Raw genomic sequence first — 19,889 nt, forward strand, 5'->3', positions numbered from 1 at the left:
GCAGCGATTCGGCGTGCCTATTGGGGGGCGCGCCGCCGATTCCATAGGTGTGAGGATTCATGGTTGGCGGTAACGCGATTCGGGGCACCCGAGTGGGTGCCGGACCTACGGGCGAATCGGAACGAGGTGAGTCGGCGCCGCGGCGCCGAGTCGGCTACTGGTGCGCCAACGGGCACGAGGCCCGTCCGTCGTTCGCGATGGAGGCGGAGATCCCCGACGAGTGGGACTGCCCCCGCTGCGGGCTTCCCGGCGGGCAGGACGAGAAGAACCCGCCGGCCGCACCCCGGACCGAGCCCTACAAGACCCACCTGGCGTACGTGAAGGAGCGGCGCAGCGACGCCGACGGCGAGGCCATCCTCGCCGAGGCCCTCGAGCGTCTGCGCCAGCGCCGGGAGATCATCTAAGCGTCACCGCCGGAAGCCACCCCGAGGGAGCAAACCCCTCGAGGTGGCTTCTTGCGCGCCCACCCACACCCCACACCACCGCCCGCCCGCGCCCGCAGTCCGCACGCTCGACGCCCTACCGCCGTGTCGACCTCCAATCACGCGAGCCGACTCTCCAGGCACGCGAGCCGACTCTCCAGGCACGCGACCCGACCCTCCAGGCACGCGAACCGACTCTCCCGGCACGCGAGCCGACTCCCCAATCACGCGAGCCGACGCTGCATTTATGCGAGCCGTCCGTCGGGGGTAGACGAACCGGTCATGCAGGTACTTGAGCTGGCCACGCAGGTACGGGAACTGACTGTGCGCAGGTGCGCGAGTCGTCCATCTGGATACGCGAGTCGTCCGTCCAGGTACGCGAGCCGGCCATCCAGGTACGTGAGCCGACGCCCCAGGTACGGGAATCGACTGTGCAGGTGCGCGAGTCCGTCCACGTACGCAAGCCGCTCGTCCAAGTACGCAAAACCGGCCGTCCGGGCACACATGTCGACCCGCCGCGCACCTGAGCAGCCCCCGATTCAACGCTACGGGCGGGCACCGACAACTCCGGAGCGCAAAAGCCGCGAGCGGCGAATCCAGGACTTCAACGTCCTGAATCCGCCGCTCGCGGCGTCCTCGAAGCCGGAATCGTCGGTGCCCGCCCGTAGGCTGGAAGCCGGGGGCAGCGCCCCAATGCACAAAACCTCAGTGGCTCAGTGGATACCGCGCCCGGACCCGGAAGCCACCGTCCTCCGTACCCGACGTCTCGAAGCTGCCGCCCAGCAGACGAGCCCGCTCGGCCAGCCCCGTCAGACCGTGGCCGCCCGAGGGGAGACCTTCGCCGGCCCGGCGGGCGCGCTCGTTGCGGACCTCGATCTTGAGCGCTCCGTGCTCACCCTGGATGCGGATGGTCGCGGTCGCGCCCGGCGCGTGCTTGTGGACGTTGGTCAGGCACTCCTGCACCGTCCGGTACGCCGCCGCGGAAACCTGGTTGGGCAGCGCGTCCGGCAGGTGCTCCACTGTCAGGTGCACCGGGACGTCGGACGTGCGGATCAGCCGGTCCAGCTCGTTGATGCCCGGGCGGGGGCCGTCGTCCTCCGAACCCGCGCGCAGCACGCTGACCAGCGACCGAAGTTCCTCCAGCGTCCGCTTGCTCAGGCCGCGGATGACCTGCGCGGTCTCCAGCGACCGCTCGTCGGTGGTCTGGGCCTGCAGCGCGCCGGCCTGCATCGCGATCAGCGTGATCTGGTGCGAGACGACGTCGTGCATCTCCCGCGCCAGCCGGGCGCGCTCCTCGGCGCGGACGGCGTCGGCGTGGAAGCGGCGCTCGCGGTCCCGGCTCGTGGCCAGTTCAGCGAGCTTGTTCGCGACCTCGGTGCGGGCGCCGATGAGCATGCCGATCGCGATCGGCATGCCGGCGACGAGGACGCCGTAGATGCCGTCGAGGATGTGCTCGCGCCAGCTCAGCTGGACGAAGTCGTCCAGCGGCCACTGCACGAACCGGCAGGTCCACACCAGCGCGGCGCCGACCCAGGTCTGCCAGTGCAGCTGACGGCGGGTGGCGAGCATGCCGAGCGTGATCATGCTCGCCAGCTGCGCCCAGCCGGCCAGGAAGCCGGGGACGGCGACGAGCACGGCGAGGAACGGGAACTTGCGGCGGAACACCACGGCGAGGCAGGCCGCGCCGGACAGGTAGATCGAGTAGGGCTGGGCCTTCTCGGGGATCACCAGCCAGACGTCGAGCACGGCCAGGATGACCGCGGCCGCCTCGATGGCGAACATGACCACAGCGGGGCGGGGGACCGAGCCGAACGCGCTCAGACCACGCCTTCGCACCCGCTCGGCGGCCGATGGCCCCGAGCCGGCGATCGAGATGCCTGGAATCGAGAGTCCCTCTGTACTCATCGCTGGCGACCCCATTCGTCTTGTGGACTTGATGGTGAGAGGTGCTCAGGGCCCGATCGGGACGCGCAGCAGAGAACAAATGTGCGGATGCTAACGAGGTTGCGTGGGAAGACGGTAAGTTTCACGCGCCGTTGGCGGATTGACGTCCGGATTCCGCATTTGATTGCGCCGTTCGGGCGATGGCGTCGCCGACACACTACTGACAGTGGATCTGTCACTGCCTAGCGTGCACCGGGATGACCACATCGTGGGAATCACGTTACCTCTCCGTGGGCGCCCGGCATAGGTCGTCAGGCCGCCTGCTCCCACGGATCGTCACTCAACAGGTCGATGAGACCTTGCTGGCACGCGGCCGCGGTCTCGATCGACCGCGGCAGCATCCGCGCCTCGTAGATCCGGACGCCTTCACCGACGGTCGGCGACGTAGCCAGCGCGGTCGCGAGCTCGGTGCCGTCCAGCATCGCGAGGTTCGCGCCGACGCCGAGCGGCGGCATCAGGTGCGCGGCGTCGCCGAGCAGCGTGACGCCGGGGGTGGACGTCCAGGCGTGCGGCACCGGCAGGACGTACAGCGGCCGGTGCGTGAACGCGCCGTCGTTGTCGCGCAGGAACCCGAGCAGCTCCGGGTGCCAGCCGGCGTAGCGCTCCAGCAGTGTCTCGCGCACGGCGCCGGTGTCGGCGAAGTCGAGGCCGGCGTGCCAGTCCTCCGGCGCGTGGAACACGGCGTAGCCACGGATGTGACCGTTGCTGTTGCGCTGGGCGAAGATCGCGTTCCCGTCGATCTTGGCCACCATCGTGCCCTGGCCGGTCAACGCGGCGAGCGCGGCGTGCCGGCGGTCGGCGTCGTCGAGTCCGAACTCGACGAACGCGACGCCGCTGTACTCCGGCCGGACTCCGGTCAGGGCGCGGCGGACGCGGGACCACGCGCCATCGGCGCCGACGACCAGGTCGAAGTCCTCGGTGGTGCCGTCGGTGAAGCGCAGCCGGGCGGTGCCGTCCGGCAGCGGGGTGACGTCGTCGGTGGCGCGGTCCCACTGGACGGTGCCGGGGGAGAGGGAGTCGAGCAGGAGGCCGCGGAGCTGGCCGCGGTCGATCTCGGGCTTGGACTCGTCGTCCTCGGCGGGGACCGCGTCCATGAGGACGTCGGTGGTGTGCGGGTCGACCGCGCGCATCTGCTGGCCTTCGGGCCGGGCGAGCGCGCGCCACGTTTCGTACAGGCCGGCCGTGCGCAGGGCGACCTGGCCGGTGTCGCCGTGCATGTCGAGGGTGCCGCCCTGTGGCCGGGCGTCGGCCGAGGCCTCCTGTTCGAAGACGGTGACGGCGTGCCCGTGGAGCTGGAGGACGCGGGCGCAGGCGAGTCCGCCGAGGCCGGCGCCGACGATCGCGATCTTGGTGGTGGTGGTGGTGTTCATGGCTTCCCCCTGGAAGTTCGGGCCGCCGGTCTCTCCGGCGGCGATGAACCCAGGAAACCAGATTCACTACAAAAGTGCAATGACTACACTTTTGAAGTGAGTTCACCATCACGTAGACTGAGGGCATGACGGAAGTGATCGGGCGCCGTGAGCGCAAGAAGGCGCAGACCCGCAAGGCGCTGGCCGACGCCGCGCTCGAACTGTTCCTCGAGCGCGGCTTCGACCAGGTCGGGGTGAAGGAGGTCGCGGACGCCGCCGACGTCTCCGTGACGACGCTCTTCAAGCACTTCCCCAGCAAGGAAGCCTTGGTGTTCGACCAGGAGGCCGACATCGAGGCGGCGCTGGTCAACGCGGTCCGCGGCCGGCCGCCGCGGCACACGATCGTGGACGCGCTGCGCAAGCACATCCTGGTCGACGTCGCAGCCTCCCCGGGTGACGCGTTCATCAGGCTCACGGAGAGCACCCCGGCCCTGCGCGAGTACGGCAGGCGAATGTGGATGCGCCACGAGACGGCGCTGGCCCGCGCGATCGCGGAGGAGTCGGGCGCCCCGGAGAACGACGTGGCGTGCGCGGCGCTGGCCCGCTTCGCGCTGGCGTCGCGGGAACTGATCGCGGGCCACGAGAACCCCCAGCGGGCGGCGGAGGAGATCTTCGCCCGCCTGGAGCGCGGCTGGCGCACGGAGTAAGCACGGGTCGGTGTTGGCCTAGCGCGGCTGGCGGACCGGAGTGCGCTGGTGGTCCTGAGGAAGGCGGTCACTGCTTGCGCGACCGGCAAACGGAGCGAGGCCTGACTTAGCTGGCCGGTCCGAGGCGACCAGACACCGTCGCACCGGCCAACAGGCGCGCAGGACCCGGCATGACGAGCCTGCCCCGGAGCGCGGGCGAACTGAGCAGCCCCCGTTTTCCACGCTACCGAGGACCCACGACAGTTCCGAGGTGCCGACAGCCGTGAAGGCCTCCTTCAGGGACTCTAAGTCCCCCAAGGAGGCCTTCACGGACCTGAAAACTCAAGCCGTCGGCGGTTGGTGCACCTTCGTGAGCTTGCTCGCCGCCGTGCGGTCGAGGAGCCAGAGCGTCCGTCGGTGTCCTCGGGCCCCCGCTACCGGGAGCTGGACTTCGCCCGCTCCCGACAGCGCCAGCGCCACCGCGTCGGCCTTGGCCTCGCCCGCCGTCATCAGCCAGACGTCCTGGGCCCGGCGGATGGCCGGCAGTGTCAGCGAAACGCGCGTCGGGGGTGGTTTGGGGCAGTTGCGCACCGCCACCACCGAACGCTCCTTCTCGTACACCGCCGGGGATTCCGGGAACACCGACGCTGTGTGCCCTTCGCCGCCCAGGCCGAGCAGCATGATGTCGAACGACGGGACGTCGCCGTGGTCGTCCGGGCCCGCGTTCGCGGCCAGGACCTCGGCGTACGCCAGAGCTGCGGCGTCCGGGTCGTCGCCGAACTCGCCGTCCGAGGCCGCTACCGCGTGGACTCGCTTCGGGTCGAGCGGGACGTGGTCCAGCAGGGCCTCGCGGGCCTGCTTCTCGTTCCGCTCGTCCGAATCGGCCGGGACGAACCGCTCGTCACCCCAGTAGATGTCCAGGCGCGACCAGTCGATCGCGTCCCGGGCCGACGACGCGCGCAGCTCGGACAGCACCGCGATGCCGGTGCCGCCGCCGGTGAGCACGAGCGACGCCGAACCCTTGGCCGCCTGGACGTCCACCAGCCGCGTGATCAGCCGGGCCGCCGTCGCGGCGGCCAGCAGGTCCTGGTTCGCGAAGACAACGACCTCGGTCTTGCTCATGAAGTGCTCTTCTTGCCGTTGGCACCCGCCTTGGCCTTCGCCGGCTTACCGGAAGCCGCAGCAGGAGCGGCGTCCGAAGAGGCAGGAGCGGCGGCAGCGCCCGCCGCGGCCGGGGACGTGACGTCCGGCTTGGCCGGCGCGCCCGTCTTGCCGTTCGTGCCGGACGTGATCTTGCCCAGGCCGTGCAGCGCCGCCTCGTAGACCTCGTCCGGGTCGAGCCGTCGCAGCTCCTCGACCAGGCAGTCCTGCGTGCTGCGCCGCTGCAGGGCGATCCGCCGGGTCGGCTGGCCCGGCTGGGTCAGCGTGCCGACGCGCCCGTCGGGCCGGTGCAGCTCCACCGCGCCCGAACGCCGCTCCAGGGTCACCGAGATGATCCCGGCCGCGCCCGAGCTCTTGACGCGCTTGACCGGCACCTTCAGGTACTCGGCCAGCCACGCGGCCAGCAGCTCGGTCGAGGGCGACTCGGCCTCGCCGGTCACCGTCGCGGCGGTGATCTTCTCGTACGGCGGCAGGTCCAGCGCCGAGACGAGCTGGGCGCGCCAGTGCGTCAGCCGCGTCCAGGCCAGGTCGGTGTCGCCGGCGGCGTACGCCTTCGCCCGCGTGGTGAGCGCCTTGACGGGGCTCTTCTCCGCGGCCGAGTCGGTGATCCGGCGCTGGGCCAGCTCGCCGAGCGGGTCCTTGTCCGGGTCCTTCGGGCCGGCGCCGGGCCACCAGCAGACGATCGGCGCGTCCGGCAGCAGCAGCGGGACGACCGCGCTCTGGCCTTGGGAGGCCAGCGGGCCGTAGAGCCGCAGCACGATGACCTCGCTCGCGCCGGCGTCGCCGCCGACGCGGATCTGGCCGTCGATGCGCGGTGACGCGGTGCGCGCGCCCTTGGCGACCACGATCACCCGCGACGGGTGCTCGCGGCTCGCGCCGTTGGCCGCTTCGATCGCCGCTTCGAGGTGGCTGTCGTCGTCGGCCACGATGACCAGCGTCAGCACCCGGCCGAGCGCGACTTGCCCGCCCTGTTCGCGGATCTCCACCAGCTTCTTGTTGAGCGCCGAAGTCGTGGTGGACGGCAGGTCGATGATCACGGGCGCCTCCATTTGCGGCCGGTGCGCTCCAGCATTTCGTCGGCGGACGGCGGGCCCCAGGTGCCCGGCGGGTACTGCTCCGGCGAACCCTCCTTGGCCCAGTGCTCCAGCACCGGGTCGAGGATCTTCCAGGAGAGCTCGACCTCTTCGTTGACCGGGAACAGCGACGGCTCGCCGAGCAGGACGTCGAGGATCAGGCGCTCGTAGGCCTCGGGGGAGGACTCGGTGAACGCGTGCCCGTAGCCGAAGTCCATGGTGACGTCGCGGACCTCCATCGTGGTCCCCGGCACCTTCGAGCCGAACCGCAGCGTGATGCCCTCGTCCGGCTGCACCCGGATGACCAGGGCGTTCTGCCCCAGCTCCTCGGTCGAGGTCGAATCGAACGGCAGGTGCGGCGCCCGCTTGAACACCACGGCGATCTCGGTGACGCGGCGGCCGAGCCGCTTGCCGGTGCGCAGGTAGAACGGCACCCCGGCCCACCGGCGGCTCTGCACTTCGAGCGTCACCGCGGCGTAGGTCTCGGTCTTCGAGTCCTTCGCGAAACCCTCTTCCTGCAGCAGGCCGGGCACCTTGGTGCCGCCCTGCCAGCCGCCCGCGTACTGGCCGCGCGCGGTGGTCTTGCTCAGCGGCCCGATCGCGCTGGTGCCCGAGAGCACCTTGATCTTCTCCGCGCGCAGGGCCCGCGGCTCGAACGACAGCGGCTCCTCCATCGCGGTGAAGGCGAGCAGCTGCAGCAGGTGGTTCTGGATGACGTCGCGCGCGGCGCCGATGCCGTCGTAATACCCCGCGCGGCCGCCGAGGCCGATGTCCTCGGCCATGGTGATCTGCACGTGGTCGACGTAGTTGGCGTTCCAGATCGGCTCGAACAGCTGGTTCGCGAAGCGCAGCGCCAGGATGTTCTGCACCGTCTCCTTGCCGAGGTAGTGGTCGATGCGGAACACCGACTCCTCGGGGAAGACGTCGTTGACGATCGCGTTGAGCTCTTCGGCGCTCTTCAGGTCGTGGCCGAACGGCTTCTCGATGACGACGCGGCGCCAGGTGTTCTCGTCCGCGTTGGCCAGCCCGGAACGGGCCAGCTGCTTGGTCACCACCGGGAACGCGCCGGGCGGGATCGACAGGTAGAACGCCGTGTTGCCGCCGGTGCCGCGTTCCTTGTCGAGGTCCTGGACCGTCTGCGCGAGCCGGTCGAAGGCGTCGTCGTCGTCGAACGTGCCCTGCACGAACCGGATGCCTTCGGCGAGCCGGTTCCAGACCGACTCCTTGAACGGCGTGCGCGCGTGCGCCTTGACCGAGTCGTGCACGAGCTCGCCGAAGTCCTGGTGCTCCCAGTCGCGGCGGGCGAACCCGACGAGCGAGAAGCCGGCGGGCAGCAGCCCGCGGTTGGCCAGGTCGTAGATGGCGGGCATCAGCTTCTTGCGCGCCAGGTCGCCGGTGACCCCGAAGATCACCAGGCTGGACGGCCCGGCGATGCGCGGCAGCCGCTTGTCCCGCTCGTCGCGCAGCGGGTTGCTCCAGGTCATGCTTCACCCTCCTGCACAACGACCTCCTGAACCGCGCGGACGACGGCCGCGAGACCCGCGGCGCGGTCGGTCAGGTGCAGGCGCAGCACCGGGCGGCCGTGCTCGGCGAGCACCTGGCCGTCGCCCAGCGCCTGGGCGTGCTGCAGCTGCCCCAGCGTGTACGGCCGGTCAGGCACGTCGAGGTCCCGCTCCACCGCTCCGGTGAGCTGCAGGAACACGCCGTTCTGGTGGCCGCCCTTGTGGTACTGCCCGGTGGAGTGCAGGAACCGCGGGCCCCAGCCGAACGTCGTCTGCAGCCCGGTGCTCTTCGCGATCTCGCCGCGCAGCAGCTGCGTCGACGCGTCGTCGAGACGGTCCAGGTAGGCCTGCACGGCGATGTAGCCGGCTTCCGGTGCGGAGCCGAAGAACGCGCGGAGCACGTCCACGAGCTTCCCGTCCGTCGAAACGCCTTCGCTGCCGAAGATCTCGACCGGTCCGTCCACAGTGGACGCCGTCTCGCCGCCCTTGAGCTTCTCCGGGTCGTCCAGCAGCGCGCGGGTCGCCTTCTTGGCCGCTTCCACGTCGGGCTGGTCGAACGGGTTGATCCCGAGCAGCCGCCCGGCCAGTGCCGTGGCGAACTCCCAGAGCAGCAGCTGCGCGCCGAGCGAGCCGGTAACGGCGATCTTCGCCGCGCCCTTCGGGGCGCCGATGGCGACGGCGGTGGCGTCGGCCTTCGCGTCGGCGAAGCCGGGCGCTTCGGTGCCTTCGACCGCGACCGGCAGCAACCCGGTGCCCTGCTTGCCGGTGGACTCCGCGATCAGCTGCTCGGCCCAGTCCGGGAAACCCTTGATGCCGGAACCGGAGTCGGCCAGCACGACCTTCTCGGCGCCGGCTTCGTGCGCGGCGGCCCACGCGGCGGCCAGCTTGACCCCCGGGTTGTCCACCGAGTCCGACGCGAGCTCTTCGGCGACCGAAGCGGCCTGGTCGAGCAGGCGGGCGACGTCCGCGCCGGCGAGGCCGGCCGGGACGAGCCCGAACGCCGTCAGCGCGGAGTAGCGGCCGCCGACGTGCGGGTCGGCGAGGAAGGTCTTGCGGTAACCCTCCTTTTCGGACAGTTCCTGGAACGGCGAGCCCGGGTCGGTGACGACCACGATCCGCCGGCCGGCGTCGATGCCCGCGTCGGTGAAGGCCTTCGCGAAGATCCGCCGGTGGCTGTCGGTCTCGACGGTGCCGCCCGACTTCGACGACACGACGATCACCGTGCGCTCGAGGTCGCCGGCGAGCGCGTCGGCGACCTGACCCGGGTCGGTGGTGTCGAGCACGGTCAGCGCGACGTCGTCGGTGCCGGTAATGACCTCCGGCGCCAGCGACGAGCCGCCCATGCCGGCGAGCACCACCCGGTCGACACCCTCGGACCGCAGTTCGGTCCGCAGGGCCTCGATCTCGCCGATCAGCGGCCGGGACGACTTGTGCAGCGTCGTCCAGGACAGCCGGATCGACGCCTCGGATTCGGCGTCCGGCCCCCAGAGCGTGGCGTCCTTCGCGGCCAGCTTCGACGCGGCCTGGTCGGCGACCAGCCGGTCGGCCAGCGGCGCGGCGCGCTCCGCCAGTTCGGCGTCCACGATCTCGACGCCGGTCTTTTCCCCTGTCGTCATGTCGTGCTTCAGCCCTTCGCCTTTTCCAGCTGGCCGTTGACGGTCTCGAGCAGTTCGGTCCAGGACTTCTCGAACTTCTCGACGCCTTCGTTCTCCAGCACCAGGAACACGTCGGTGATGTCGATGCCGACGGCTTCGAGCTTGTCGAAGACCTCCTGCGCCTCGGCGCCGCGGCCGGACACCTGGTCACCCTTGAGCTCGGAGTGCTCGGCGACGGCGTCCATCGTCTTCTCCGGCATGGTGTTGACGGTGTCCTTCACCACCAGGTCGTCGACGTAGAGGGTGGGGGAGTAGTCCGGGTTCTTGACGCCGGTCGAGGCCCACAGCGGGCGCTGCGCGTGCGCGCCATCGGCCGCGAGGGCCTTCCAGCGGTCCGTGGCCGAGAGCTCCTCGAAGGCCGCGTAGGCGAGCCGGGCGTTGGCGACGGCGGCCTTGCCGCGCAGGGCCTTGGCCTCGTCGGTGCCGATGGCGTCGAGCCGCTTGTCGATCTCGGTGTCCACGCGGGACACGAAGAACGACGCGACCGAGTGGATGCCGCGCAGGTCGTGACCGTTGGCCTTCGCCTGCTCCAGGCCGGCGAAGTAGGCCTCGATGACCTTCTTGTAGCGCTCGACGGAGAAGATCAGCGTGACGTTGACGCTGATGCCCTCGGCGAGCGTGGCCGTGATCGCCGGCAGGCCCTCTTCGGTGGCCGGGATCTTGATCAGCGTGTTCGGCCGGTCGACGGTCTTCCACAGGTCCTGGGCTTCGGCCACCGTCTTGTCGGTGTCCTTGGCCAGGCGCGGGTCGACCTCGATCGAGACGCGGCCGTCGACGCCGTTCGTGGCGGTGTAGACGTCGCGGAAGAGGTCCGCGGCGTTGCGCACGTCGGTCGTGGTCAGGTCGCGGATGGTCGCCTCGACGTCGGCGCCCTGGGCGGCGAGCTCCTTCGTCCGCTCGTCGTAGGCGTCACCCTTCGACATCGCGTTGGCGAAGATCGTCGGGTTGGTCGTCACGCCGACGACGTGCTTGTCGCGGATCAGCGCGGCGAGGTTGCCGGTGTTCAGGCGTTCGCGCGAGAGGTCGTCCAGCCAGATCGAAACACCGGCCTCGGACAGCTGCGCGAGCTTGTCGTTGCTCATCTATGTCCCCTTCAGTTCTTGGTGTTGGCGATCGAGCGGCGGGCGGCGTCGACGACTGCTTCCGTGGTGAACCCGAACTCACGGAACAGGGTGCCGGCATCGGCGGAGGCGCCGAAGTGCTCGATCGAAACGTTCACCCCGGCGTCACCGGTGAAGCGGTGCCACGACTGGGCGATGCCCGCCTCGACGGACACGCGGGCCTTCACGCCGGCCGGGATGACGGACTCGCGGTAGGCCGCGTCCTGCGCGTCGAACCACTCGACGCACGGCATCGAGACGACGCGCGCCTTGACGCCGTCGGCCTCGAGGACCTTCTTCGCCTCGACGGCGAGCTGGACCTCGGAACCGGTGCCGATCAGCACAACGTCCGGGGTGCCGTCGGAGTCCGCCAGGACGTACCCGCCCTTGGCGACGCCTTCCGCGCTGGTGCCCTCGAGCACCGGCACGTTCTGGCGGGTGAGCGCCAGGCCGGACGGGTGGTGGATGTCCTCCAGCACGGCCTTCCACGCGTAGGCGGTCTCGTTGGCGTCCGCCGGGCGGACGACGTTGAGGCCCGGGATCGCGCGCAGCGCGGAGAGCTGCTCGATCGGCTGGTGCGTCGGCCCGTCCTCGCCGAGGCCGATCGAGTCGTGCGTCCACACGTAGGTGACCGGCGCCTTCATCAGCGCGGCCAGCCGGACCGGCGGGCGCATGTAGTCGGAGAAGATGAGGAACGTCGCGCCGTACGGGCGGGTGCCGCCGTGCAGCGCGATCCCGTTGAGGATCGAGCCCATGGCGTGCTCGCGGATGCCGAAGTGCAGCGTCCGGCCGTACGGGCTGGTCTTCCACATGTCCGTGGAAGCCTTCTCCGGGCCGAACGAGTCGGCGCCCTTCATCGTGGTGTTGTTGCTCTCGGCCAGGTCCGCGGACCCGCCCCACAGCTCCGGCAGCGGCTCGGCGAGCGCGTTGAGCACCTCACCGGAGGCCTTGCGGGTGGCGACGCCCTTGGCGTCCGGCTCCCACTTCGGCAGGTTGTCGGCGAAGCCCTCGGGCAGCGTGCGGGTGGACATCCGGTCCGCGATCTTCTTGCGCTCCGGGTTGGCCTCGCCCCACGCGGCGAACTTCTCGGCCCACTCGGCGTGCGCGGTCTTGCCGCGCTCGAGCGCCTGGCGAGTGTGCTTGATGACGTCGTCCTCGACCTGGAACGACTGCTCCGGGTCGAAGCCCAGGATCTTCTTGACCTCGGCGACCTCTTCGGCGCCCAGCGCGGCGCCGTGCGCCTTGCCGGTGCCCATCTTCTTCGGCGCGGGGTAGCCGATGACGGTCCGCACCGCGATGAACGACGGGCGGCTGGTCTCGGCCTTGGCGTTCTTGATCGCCTCTTCGAGGGCGACGACGTCCTCGCCGCCTTCGACGAACTGGGTGTGCCAGCCGTAGGCCTCGTACCGCGCGACCGTGTCCTCCGAAAGGGCGATGTTCGTGTCGTCCTCGATGGAGATCTTGTTGTCGTCCCAGAAGACGATCAGGTTGCCCAGCTCCTGGCGGCCCGCGATGGACGACGCCTCGGCGGTGACGCCCTCTTCGATGTCGCCGTCGGAGGCGATGGAGTAGATGAAGTGGTCGAAGATGCTCTCGCCGGGAGCGGCGTCCGGGTCCAGCAGGCCGCGCTCGCGGCGGGCGGCCATCGCCATGCCCACGGCGTTCGCCAGGCCCTGCCCGAGCGGGCCGGTGGTGGTCTCGACGCCGTCGGTGTGGCGGTACTCCGGGTGACCCGGGGTCTTCGAGCCCCACTTGCGCAGCTGCTTGAGGTCCTCGAGCTCGAGGCCGTAGCCGGCGAGGTACAGCTGGATGTAGAGGGTCAGGCTGCTGTGCCCGGCCGACAGCACGAAGCGGTCGCGGCCCGGCCAGTTCTGGTCGTTCGGGTCGTGACGCAGCGTGCGCTGGAAGAGCGTGTAGGCCAGCGGCGCCAGGCTCATCGCGGTACCGGGGTGGCCACTGCCACAGTTCTCGACCGCGTCCGCGGCGAGTACCCGGACGGTGTCCACGGCGCGGGTGTCGGTGTCGGTCCAGTCGGCGGGCACGTTACGCCGCAGGAGTGGGTTGTTCTCGCTGGTAGGGGCGGTATCGGACACTGAACTCCAACTCCCGGTCATGATGGTTGCGGCTGGTCTTCCTCGTTCCGGTTACCCGTGCGCGGGGTCATCTATCTCAATCGATCCCGAAGGGACGATATTCCTGCTCGCGACCCTGCGCAGGGGCAATCGCGGCCCGACCCGGCCAGCCTAGTGCTTGAGCCCGTCGAGGACCCGCGATCACCCACGGGATTCACCACGTCTAACATCGTTCGAGGGTTCAGACCGGCGGTTTTCAGCGGCACCACACGCCTCCGGCATCGGGCCCGCCCCGACCTGACACAGGGAGTGAAATGTCGTTGGTGAACGCTGCGCACGGACGCAGTGAGGACACCAGCGCCGTGCACCCGACCGGTGAACGACCGCACGGTGGCCGGCGAAGCATCCGCCAGGTCGTCGGCGCCTACGCCGCGCTGGCGAAGCCGCGGGTGATCGAGCTCCTCCTGGTGACCACCATCCCGGCGATGTTCCTGGCCGGCCGTCAGATCCCCTCGCCGTGGCTGGTCCTCGCCACGCTGGTCGGCGGGACGATGGCCGCGGGCAGCGCGAACGCGCTCAACTGCGTGATCGACGCGGACATCGACAAGGTGATGAACCGCACGAAGCGGCGTCCCCTGGTGAAGGACTCGGTGCCGCGGCGCGGCGCGCTGATCTTCGGCTTGGTGATGGGCGTCGCCTCGGCCGTGGTGCTCTACTTCACGGTGAACCTGCTGTCGGCGATCCTCGCGATCGCGACGATCCTGTTCTACATCTTCGTCTACACGCTCGGCCTGAAGCGGCGCACGTCGCAGAACGTCGTCTGGGGCGGCGCGGCCGGCTGCATGCCGGTCGTCATCGGCTGGGCGGCCGTCACCGGTACCGTGCAGTGGCCGGCGTTCGTGATGTTCGGCGTCATCTTCTTCTGGACCCCGCCGCACACCTGGGCGCTGGGCATGAAGTACCGCGACGACTACGAGCGCGCGGGCGTCCCGATGCTCCCGGTCGTGGCCACCGCCCAGCACGTCGCCAAGCAGATCGTCATCTACTCGTGGGTGATGGTGGCCTGGACGCTGCTGCTGCTCCCGGTGACGTCGTGGCTCTACGGCACGTTCGCGATCCTCGCGGGCGGCTGGTTCCTCTTCTACGCGCACAGCCTCCAGGCCGCGGTCCGCCGCGGCGAGGAGACCAAGCCGATGGCACTGTTCCACCGCTCGAACACGTACCTGATGATCGTGTTCGTGGCGCTGGCGGTCGACTCGGCCATCGGCCTGCCGACGCTCGGCCTCCCCTTCTGATCCTGTTGAGGCGCGCAGGCGTCGCGCTGGTCGTGATCGTCCTGTTCGCGGCGTTGCTCTACATCGGCGGCCGCAAGGTGTCGCTGGACCAGAACACAATGCTGGGCACCGGCTGCCTGATCCCTGCGCACGTCACGGCGGTTTCCGCGGCGCCCGACGCCGCCCCGGGTGGTGGCGGGATCCGCGTCGCCGAGACGTCGTCGTCCGGCGCTGTGCTGGAGAACACGAGCACCCAGGTCGCGTACCGGATTCCGGTCGGGACCGTGGTGGTGCCGCTGCTCACGCCGGGAGCCCGCATCGGCGTGGCTGAGGTCGGCTCTGTCGGCCAGGTGACCTGGCTGTCGCCGGAGTCGTTGGGCGGCTTCACCCCGGTGACCGCCACGGTCGTCCCAGGCGGCGTCCGCTACCACTCGGCGAACTGCCGGGCGCTGACCAGCCGGGGCGCCGCGGTGCTCCACCGGGACGCCGCCGGTCGGATCGTGGGCGCGGAACGGTTGTCCGCCGATCGGGTGTCGTGTGCGCCGGGGGACCGGGAGCTGCCGTTCACCTTGGGGGCAGGCACCGAGGTCTATCCCTACTGCGACCTCGTCAGCGGCTGACCCCGGACCGTCCTTTCCGAAACTCTCAGTGTCTCGCCGCATACTGTGAGAAACTTCCCCGGTTGGGCGCTTAACTCGGGGAGGGTGAATGCCTGATCACGGTGTCGACCTCGCGGTCGACCTCTATCGGATGCTTGTCGCCGCCAAGGACGATCTGCCATCGGTATCCGCCGTCTACGGTGATGTCATCGCGAAATACGGCCAAGCGAGGTCCGGTCTGGACAGCGTGATGACGCGGCCGGACCATTTCGGCGGTGACGCTCTGGGGCCGGTGCACGCGGCCTGGGTCGAGTTGCACGGCGCCGCGGCGAAGTTCATGACGGACACCCAGTCCAGTCTGAACGACACCGCGGCAGCGCTGGCCAAAGCCGTCGAGATGTACTCGTCGAACGACCGGGCCGCCGCGGACCAGCTGCACAAGCTGATCGCGGAACGTGGCGAGCCCACACCGGGGCGGTGACGCGTGAGTTTCGAGGAACTGATGGCCCACGCGAGCGAGATCAAGTTCTTGGCGATCAAACGGGCTCTCGACGAGCACGAGACCGAGCCGGAATACGCCCGGCAGGGTGTCGACGGCTACTACCAGCAGGCGATCGAACCCCTGTTCAAGCCGTTCTCGCGCATTCCCGATCCGGCCGGTTACCAGCCGACGATCGACGGCTTGTCCGCCGCGATGCACGACTTGTCCGGCGGCCACATCGACCAGGACCCGATCGACAAGAATCCCTACCTGGCCAATCCGACCCTGGAAAAGATGCACACGGCAAGCGACTACCTCCAGGACTGGTCGGGGCAGGCCGCGATGCTCTTCAAGCAGAAGTTCCTCGACCCGTTCCCGGCGATCTCGGCCAACCAGTTCATCCTCACCGCGATCCTCAAAGCCGCGCTGGAGGCTCACCAGGCGATGTGGGCTAAGACCCGGGACGACATCGACAAGATCGCGCACGCCACGATGGACGTGTTCGACAACAAGTGCTGTGACAAGAACACGTGGAACGTGACCTTCACCGTGCTGTCTTCGATCGGCGCCACCGCCGCCGCCATCCTCACGGTCGCGACGGACGGCGCTGCGGCCCCTCTCCTGCTGTCGGTGGTCGGTGCGGCCGCGCAGGTCGGAGCGACTCTGCCGCCGGACAGTCTGTCGGACCCGCCCAAGGGTGGCGGCGAGACCGCACTGCAGATCATCAACTCGATGAAGGCGACGATCGATCAGTTGACTCTGGTGGTCCAAAAGGCAGAGGCGGTGATCGCCGAGAAGATCTCCGCTGTCACGAGGCTGCTCGGCGAGCACGGTTCGTATTTCGTCTCGGCACGTCCGGCTGTCGCCTCCATTCCGGATGGCGAGATCACCGGCAGCGTCGGCCTCGGCGATTCGAACTGAGGAGCGTGATCATGGGAAGACTCGCCGACCGGCTCGACGGCATCCGGGTACGCGTCCGGGCGCCCGGCACCGACATCGAGGCCGAACTGCGCAATCGGACGGACATCACGATCACATTCGGCGAAAGCGTCTACGAGTTCGCCGACGAACGTGGGCTGGAGCGCTCACTCGCGGCGCTGGCACGCCTGGTTTACGCGGGCTGGCTGCGGCAGTACCGGGCGGCGATCGACGAGTCCGCTCTCGATATCACGCCGAGCGACGAACGGGACCACGCATTCCTCGACGAACGATCGAAGATCGAGGCCAGCGGGAGGTCCAGTGATGGCAGGATCTCCCTGACCTGCGTGGGCATGCAGGAGATATCGGTGGAGATCGTGCCCGGCACGGTTCGTGAGCTGGCCGAAGAACAGTTCGCGGCGCGTGCCAAGGAGGCTGTCACCATCCTGATCCAGGACTACCTGGCGAAGGTCAGCGCCCTGAGGAAGCGGTTCTACGGATGAGCAGGAAAGGTCTCCTGGCCGTGCTCGGCGTTGTTGTCGTCCTCGCCGCCATCGTCGTCTCGGCAGGTGGCAAGCTGCCCTGGACCGGCGGACCCGCCTCGGACGACAGCTGTGACATCCCCGACCGGGCCCCCGCGAGCACACCGGCGTCCGCGCCGGGCGGGATCAAGGTCGTCGAGCAGGGGTTCAGCCAGAGCCCGTCCGGTCTGGTCAGCCTCGGGGCCGTCCTGGAGAACACCTCTGCCGAGGTCGCTCGCCGGATTCCGGTGCAGTTCCGGCTGTTCGACGCCGCGCACCACGAGCTTCCCGAACTGACGACCGGCGAGCTGAGCGTCGAGATTCCCCTGCTCCTGCCCGGTCAGCGGATCGGCGCCGGAACGGGTGCCTACCGGCGGGAAATCCCCGTGGCCGGCGCCGAGACCGCCGTGGGCTCGAACGCCTGGGTGCCCCGCGCCGCTGTAGGCAGTCTCACGCCCGTCGGCGCGTCTTACCTCCGCACCTCGCACTTCTATCCGGACAACCCGGTGAACGTCGATGTCCACTACCGGGAGGTGTCCACGAACTGCCGGAACCTGGACAGTCGCGACACCACCGTGGTCTTCCGCGATCGCGCCGGCCGGATCGTCGGCGGCGACCACGGCCCGGCCGGAAACACGCTCACCTTCCAGGACACCCATGGCAACGCCATCGTGGTCGAGCGACAGCCCCCGGTCAGCCCGTCGTGTTCGACAGGTGAGCGGGAGACCTGGGTCATCCCGTACGTCGGGGCCCCCGCCACCGCCGATGACTCCCGTACGGAGGTCTACCCCTACTGCGACCTCAGGCCGGAATGATCCCGCCGTGGTCGCCGTTAAACTTGGCTGGCCCTTTTCCTTGAGGCGAAAGCAGGATGCTCTTGTCCGTCTCGCCGGACGACACACACGCCGCCGAGCTCGCTCGTGAGCAGGCGTACGTCACCACCCTCTACACCAAGCTCGACGCCGAACGCGTCGACGCCCAGCGGCGCCTCGACGAGACGCTGCGGCTGACCGGCGGCACCCCGCAGGCCCGCACCGAACGCGACGTCGCGACCACCCTCTACACCGACCGGCTCGCCCAGCTCGGGTCCGTCGAGCAGGGCCTCGCCTTCGGGCGGCTCGACTTCGTGCCCGGCAGCACCGAGGAGACCACCTACATCGGCCGCCTCGGGCTGTTCGACGAGGACGACGACTACCAGCCGCTGCTCGTCGACTGGCGCGCGCCCGTCGCGCGGCCCTTCTACCTCGCCACCGCCGCGTCACCCGATGGGGTACGCCGGCGGCGGCACCTGCGGTCCCTGACCCGCAAGGTCACCGGCTTCGACGACGAGATCCTCGACCTCGCCGCCGCCGATCAGGGGCAGGATCTCGGGCTCGCCGGCGAGGCCGCGTTGCTGGCCGCGCTGGAGCAGCGTCGCACGGGTGAGATGAGCGACATCGTCGCGACCATCCAGGCCGAGCAGGACCGGATCATCCGCGCGCCGCTCGGCGGGGTCATGGTCGTGCAGGGCGGGCCGGGCACCGGCAAGACCGCCGTGGCGCTGCACCGCGCCGCGTACCTGCTCTACACCCACCGCCAGCAGCTCACGACCCGCGGCGTGCTCGTCGTCGGGCCGAACAGCACGTTCCTGCGCTACATCGGCCAGGTGCTGCCGTCGCTGGGCGAGACGGGTGTGCTGCTCGCCACCGTCGGGCAGCTCTACCCGGGCCTGGACGCCGACGGAGCCGAGCGGCGCGAGACCGCCGAGATCAAGGGTCGGCTGGTCATGGCCGACGTCCTCGCGAACGCCGTGCGCGACCGCCAGCGCGTCCCCGACCCGGTGCTGGAGATCGAGTACGAGCACGACGTCCTCAAGCTCGACCGCAAGACCTGCACCGAGGCCCGCACCCGCGCCCGGCGCTCGCGGCGCCCGCACAACCCGGCACGGCGGCTGTTCGTCTCCGACGTCCTCGACGCCCTGACCCGCCAGGCTTCGCGGAAGCTGGGGGAGGACCTCCTGGACGGTCAGGACCTGCAGGACATCCGCGCCGAGCTGGCCGCGGACGAGCACATCGTCGCCGCGCTGAACGAGCTGTGGCCGGTCCTGACGCCGGAAGGGGTGCTCGACGACCTGTTCGCCGACCGCGAACGCCTCGACAGCGCCGCCCGGAAGCACCTGTCCGACACCGACCGCGCGCTGCTGGAGAGCAGCCGCGACGCGAAGTGGACGCCCGCCGACGTCCCGCTGCTCGACGAGCTGGCCGAGCTGATCGGCGTCGACGACACCGAGGCCCGCGTCGAGCGGAAACGCCGTGAGCGCGAGGACCGCGCGTACGCCGAGGGCGTGCTCGACATCCTCGAACAGGACGAGGAGATCATCGACGAGGAGCTGCTGCGCGTCTCGGACGTCCTGGACGCCGAGCTGTTCGCCGAGCGCCAGGTGGAGCGCAGCGAGCTGACCGCCGCCCAGCGCGCGGCGCAGGACCGGACCTGGACGTTCGGGCACGTGATCGTCGACGAGGCCCAGGAACTGTCCGCGATGGACTGGCGACTGCTCATGCGGCGCTCGCCGAACCGCTCGATGACGCTCGTCGGAGACGTCGCGCAGACCGGTGCCGCGGGTGGTGCGCGGTCGTGGGGCGAGGTGCTTTCGCCGTACGTCGAGGACCGGTGGCGGCTCGAGCAGCTGACCGTCAACTACCGCACGCCCGTCGAGATCATGGCGGTCGCGGCGCGGGTGCTGGCCGAGGTCGATCCGGCCCTGGCCGCGCCGTCGTCGGTGCGGGAGAGCGGCGTCCCGCCGTGGTCGGCGCACCCGGCCGACCTCGCGGCGGAACTACCCGGCCTGGTGGCCGCGGAACTGTCCGCAGTGGACGGTGGCACCGTCGCGGTGCTGGTGCCCGCGAGCCGGTTCGACGAGGTCTCGGCCGTGCTCGGCGCCTTCGACGAGCGGCTGAGCGTGCTGACGGTCGAGCGGTCCAAGGGCCTGGAGTTCGACGCGGTGGTGCTGATCGCGCCGGACGAGGTCGTCGCGGGCTCGCCGCGCGGGCTCAACGACCTGTACGTGGCCCTGACGCGGGCGACCCGGCGACTCGGTGTGGTCCGGACCGGTGACGAAGTACCGGCACTCTCCGTGCTTGGCTAGTCTCCCCG

At 69.9% G+C, this 19,889-nt stretch carries 17 protein-coding genes; 9 read left to right on the plus strand and 8 right to left on the minus strand.

All coding sequences use genetic code 11. The features are described from left to right. The first annotated feature begins 59 nt into the window (after nt 1-59). Nucleotides 60-404: an RNA polymerase-binding protein RbpA gene (locus OHS18_RS45760; protein ID WP_323330437.1), complete on the plus strand. Its 345-nt coding sequence runs from the start codon at nt 60-62 to the stop codon at nt 402-404. Between the two features lie 723 nt (nt 405-1,127). Here OHS18_RS45760 and OHS18_RS45765 read toward each other — a convergent pair. Both OHS18_RS45765 and OHS18_RS45770 read right to left on the minus strand, forming a co-directional pair. Then, entirely contained in the window at nt 1,128-2,327 is a 1,200-nt protein-coding gene (locus OHS18_RS45765; protein WP_328458417.1) for a sensor histidine kinase, read from the minus strand. A gap of 290 nt (nt 2,328-2,617) precedes the next feature. Further along, nucleotides 2,618-3,736, minus strand: coding sequence for an FAD-dependent oxidoreductase (locus OHS18_RS45770; RefSeq protein ID WP_328615002.1), 1,119 nt, complete (start codon nt 3,734-3,736; stop codon nt 2,618-2,620). A gap of 125 nt (nt 3,737-3,861) precedes the next feature. Here OHS18_RS45770 and OHS18_RS45775 point away from each other — a divergent pair, with 125 nt between their 5' ends. Continuing rightward, nucleotides 3,862-4,422 carry a TetR/AcrR family transcriptional regulator gene (locus tag OHS18_RS45775; protein ID WP_328615003.1) on the plus strand — a complete coding sequence of 187 codons (561 nt, stop codon included), beginning with the start codon at nt 3,862-3,864 and terminating at the stop codon, nt 4,420-4,422. Nucleotides 4,423-4,743: 321 nt separating this feature from the next. Here the strand turns inward: OHS18_RS45775 and pgl are convergent, their stop codons facing one another. Genes pgl through tkt form a run of 6 tightly spaced genes read right to left on the minus strand, consistent with a single transcriptional unit; the run spans nt 4,744 to nt 12,985 of the window. Beyond that, nucleotides 4,744-5,523: a 6-phosphogluconolactonase gene (gene pgl / locus OHS18_RS45780; RefSeq protein WP_328615004.1), complete on the minus strand. Its 780-nt coding sequence runs from the start codon at nt 5,521-5,523 to the stop codon at nt 4,744-4,746. Then, nucleotides 5,520-6,599 carry a glucose-6-phosphate dehydrogenase assembly protein OpcA gene (opcA, locus tag OHS18_RS45785; RefSeq protein ID WP_328615005.1) on the minus strand — a complete coding sequence of 360 codons (1,080 nt, stop codon included), beginning with the start codon at nt 6,597-6,599 and terminating at the stop codon, nt 5,520-5,522. The genes pgl and opcA overlap by 4 nt, the downstream gene beginning before the upstream one ends. Then, entirely contained in the window at nt 6,596-8,119 is a 1,524-nt protein-coding gene (gene zwf, locus OHS18_RS45790; RefSeq protein WP_328615006.1) for a glucose-6-phosphate dehydrogenase, read from the minus strand. Before zwf ends, opcA begins: the two co-directional genes overlap by 4 nt. Continuing rightward, nucleotides 8,116-9,753: a glucose-6-phosphate isomerase gene (locus OHS18_RS45795; RefSeq protein ID WP_328615007.1), complete on the minus strand. Its 1,638-nt coding sequence runs from the start codon at nt 9,751-9,753 to the stop codon at nt 8,116-8,118. The genes zwf and OHS18_RS45795 overlap by 4 nt, the downstream gene beginning before the upstream one ends. Before the next feature lie 8 nt (nt 9,754-9,761). Further along, entirely contained in the window at nt 9,762-10,874 is a 1,113-nt protein-coding gene (gene tal / locus OHS18_RS45800) for a transaldolase (RefSeq protein ID WP_328458385.1), read from the minus strand. Between the two features lie 11 nt (nt 10,875-10,885). Continuing rightward, nucleotides 10,886-12,985, minus strand: coding sequence for a transketolase (gene tkt / locus OHS18_RS45805; RefSeq protein WP_328615008.1), 2,100 nt, complete (start codon nt 12,983-12,985; stop codon nt 10,886-10,888). Nucleotides 12,986-13,278: 293 nt separating this feature from the next. On the opposite strand from tkt, the gene OHS18_RS45810 reads away from it, so the two are divergent. The 7 genes from OHS18_RS45810 to OHS18_RS45840 all read left to right on the plus strand — a co-directional run bounded on the left by OHS18_RS45810 (nt 13,279) and on the right by OHS18_RS45840 (nt 19,881). Beyond that, nucleotides 13,279-14,259: a heme o synthase gene (locus OHS18_RS45810; RefSeq protein WP_328458381.1), complete on the plus strand. Its 981-nt coding sequence runs from the start codon at nt 13,279-13,281 to the stop codon at nt 14,257-14,259. Between the two features lie 5 nt (nt 14,260-14,264). Further along, nucleotides 14,265-14,858 carry a hypothetical protein gene (locus OHS18_RS45815; protein ID WP_328615009.1) on the plus strand — a complete coding sequence of 198 codons (594 nt, stop codon included), beginning with the start codon at nt 14,265-14,267 and terminating at the stop codon, nt 14,856-14,858. An 88-nt stretch (nt 14,859-14,946) separates the two neighbouring features. Next, nucleotides 14,947-15,318: a hypothetical protein gene (locus OHS18_RS45820; RefSeq protein ID WP_328615010.1), complete on the plus strand. Its 372-nt coding sequence runs from the start codon at nt 14,947-14,949 to the stop codon at nt 15,316-15,318. Between the two features lie 3 nt (nt 15,319-15,321). Next, a complete protein-coding gene (locus tag OHS18_RS45825) occupies nt 15,322-16,239 on the plus strand; it encodes a hypothetical protein (protein WP_328615011.1) in 918 nt (305 codons plus the stop codon). A gap of 11 nt (nt 16,240-16,250) precedes the next feature. Continuing rightward, nucleotides 16,251-16,739 carry a hypothetical protein gene (locus OHS18_RS45830; protein WP_328615012.1) on the plus strand — a complete coding sequence of 163 codons (489 nt, stop codon included), beginning with the start codon at nt 16,251-16,253 and terminating at the stop codon, nt 16,737-16,739. Then, a complete protein-coding gene (locus OHS18_RS45835) occupies nt 16,736-17,572 on the plus strand; it encodes a hypothetical protein (RefSeq protein ID WP_328615013.1) in 837 nt (278 codons plus the stop codon). The genes OHS18_RS45830 and OHS18_RS45835 overlap by 4 nt, the downstream gene beginning before the upstream one ends. 56 nt (nt 17,573-17,628) lie before the next feature. Further along, nucleotides 17,629-19,881, plus strand: coding sequence for a HelD family protein (locus OHS18_RS45840; RefSeq protein ID WP_328615014.1), 2,253 nt, complete (start codon nt 17,629-17,631; stop codon nt 19,879-19,881). Nucleotides 19,882-19,889 lie beyond the last annotated feature (8 nt).

The sequence above is a fragment of the Amycolatopsis sp. NBC_00355 genome (assembly GCF_036104975.1).
GTDB lineage: Bacteria > Actinomycetota > Actinomycetes > Mycobacteriales > Pseudonocardiaceae > Amycolatopsis.

Bases quoted from the DNA above. Each gene is read 5' to 3' on its own strand.
- OHS18_RS45760 (WP_323330437.1), top strand. From the start codon at position 60: ATGGTTGGCGGTAACGCGATTCGGGGCACCCGAGTGGGTGCCGGACCT.
- OHS18_RS45765 (WP_328458417.1), bottom strand. From the start codon at position 2,327: ATGAGTACAGAGGGACTCTCGATTCCAGGCATCTCGATCGCCGGCTCG.
- OHS18_RS45770 (WP_328615002.1), bottom strand. From the start codon at position 3,736: ATGAACACCACCACCACCACCAAGATCGCGATCGTCGGCGCCGGCCTC.
- OHS18_RS45775 (WP_328615003.1), top strand. From the start codon at position 3,862: ATGACGGAAGTGATCGGGCGCCGTGAGCGCAAGAAGGCGCAGACCCGC.
- pgl (WP_328615004.1), bottom strand. From the start codon at position 5,523: ATGAGCAAGACCGAGGTCGTTGTCTTCGCGAACCAGGACCTGCTGGCC.
- zwf (WP_328615006.1), bottom strand. From the start codon at position 8,119: ATGACCTGGAGCAACCCGCTGCGCGACGAGCGGGACAAGCGGCTGCCG.
- OHS18_RS45795 (WP_328615007.1), bottom strand. From the start codon at position 9,753: ATGACGACAGGGGAAAAGACCGGCGTCGAGATCGTGGACGCCGAACTG.
- tal (WP_328458385.1), bottom strand. From the start codon at position 10,874: ATGAGCAACGACAAGCTCGCGCAGCTGTCCGAGGCCGGTGTTTCGATC.
- OHS18_RS45810 (WP_328458381.1), top strand. From the start codon at position 13,279: ATGTCGTTGGTGAACGCTGCGCACGGACGCAGTGAGGACACCAGCGCC.
- OHS18_RS45820 (WP_328615010.1), top strand. From the start codon at position 14,947: ATGCCTGATCACGGTGTCGACCTCGCGGTCGACCTCTATCGGATGCTT.
- OHS18_RS45830 (WP_328615012.1), top strand. From the start codon at position 16,251: ATGGGAAGACTCGCCGACCGGCTCGACGGCATCCGGGTACGCGTCCGG.
- OHS18_RS45835 (WP_328615013.1), top strand. From the start codon at position 16,736: ATGAGCAGGAAAGGTCTCCTGGCCGTGCTCGGCGTTGTTGTCGTCCTC.
- OHS18_RS45840 (WP_328615014.1), top strand. From the start codon at position 17,629: ATGCTCTTGTCCGTCTCGCCGGACGACACACACGCCGCCGAGCTCGCT.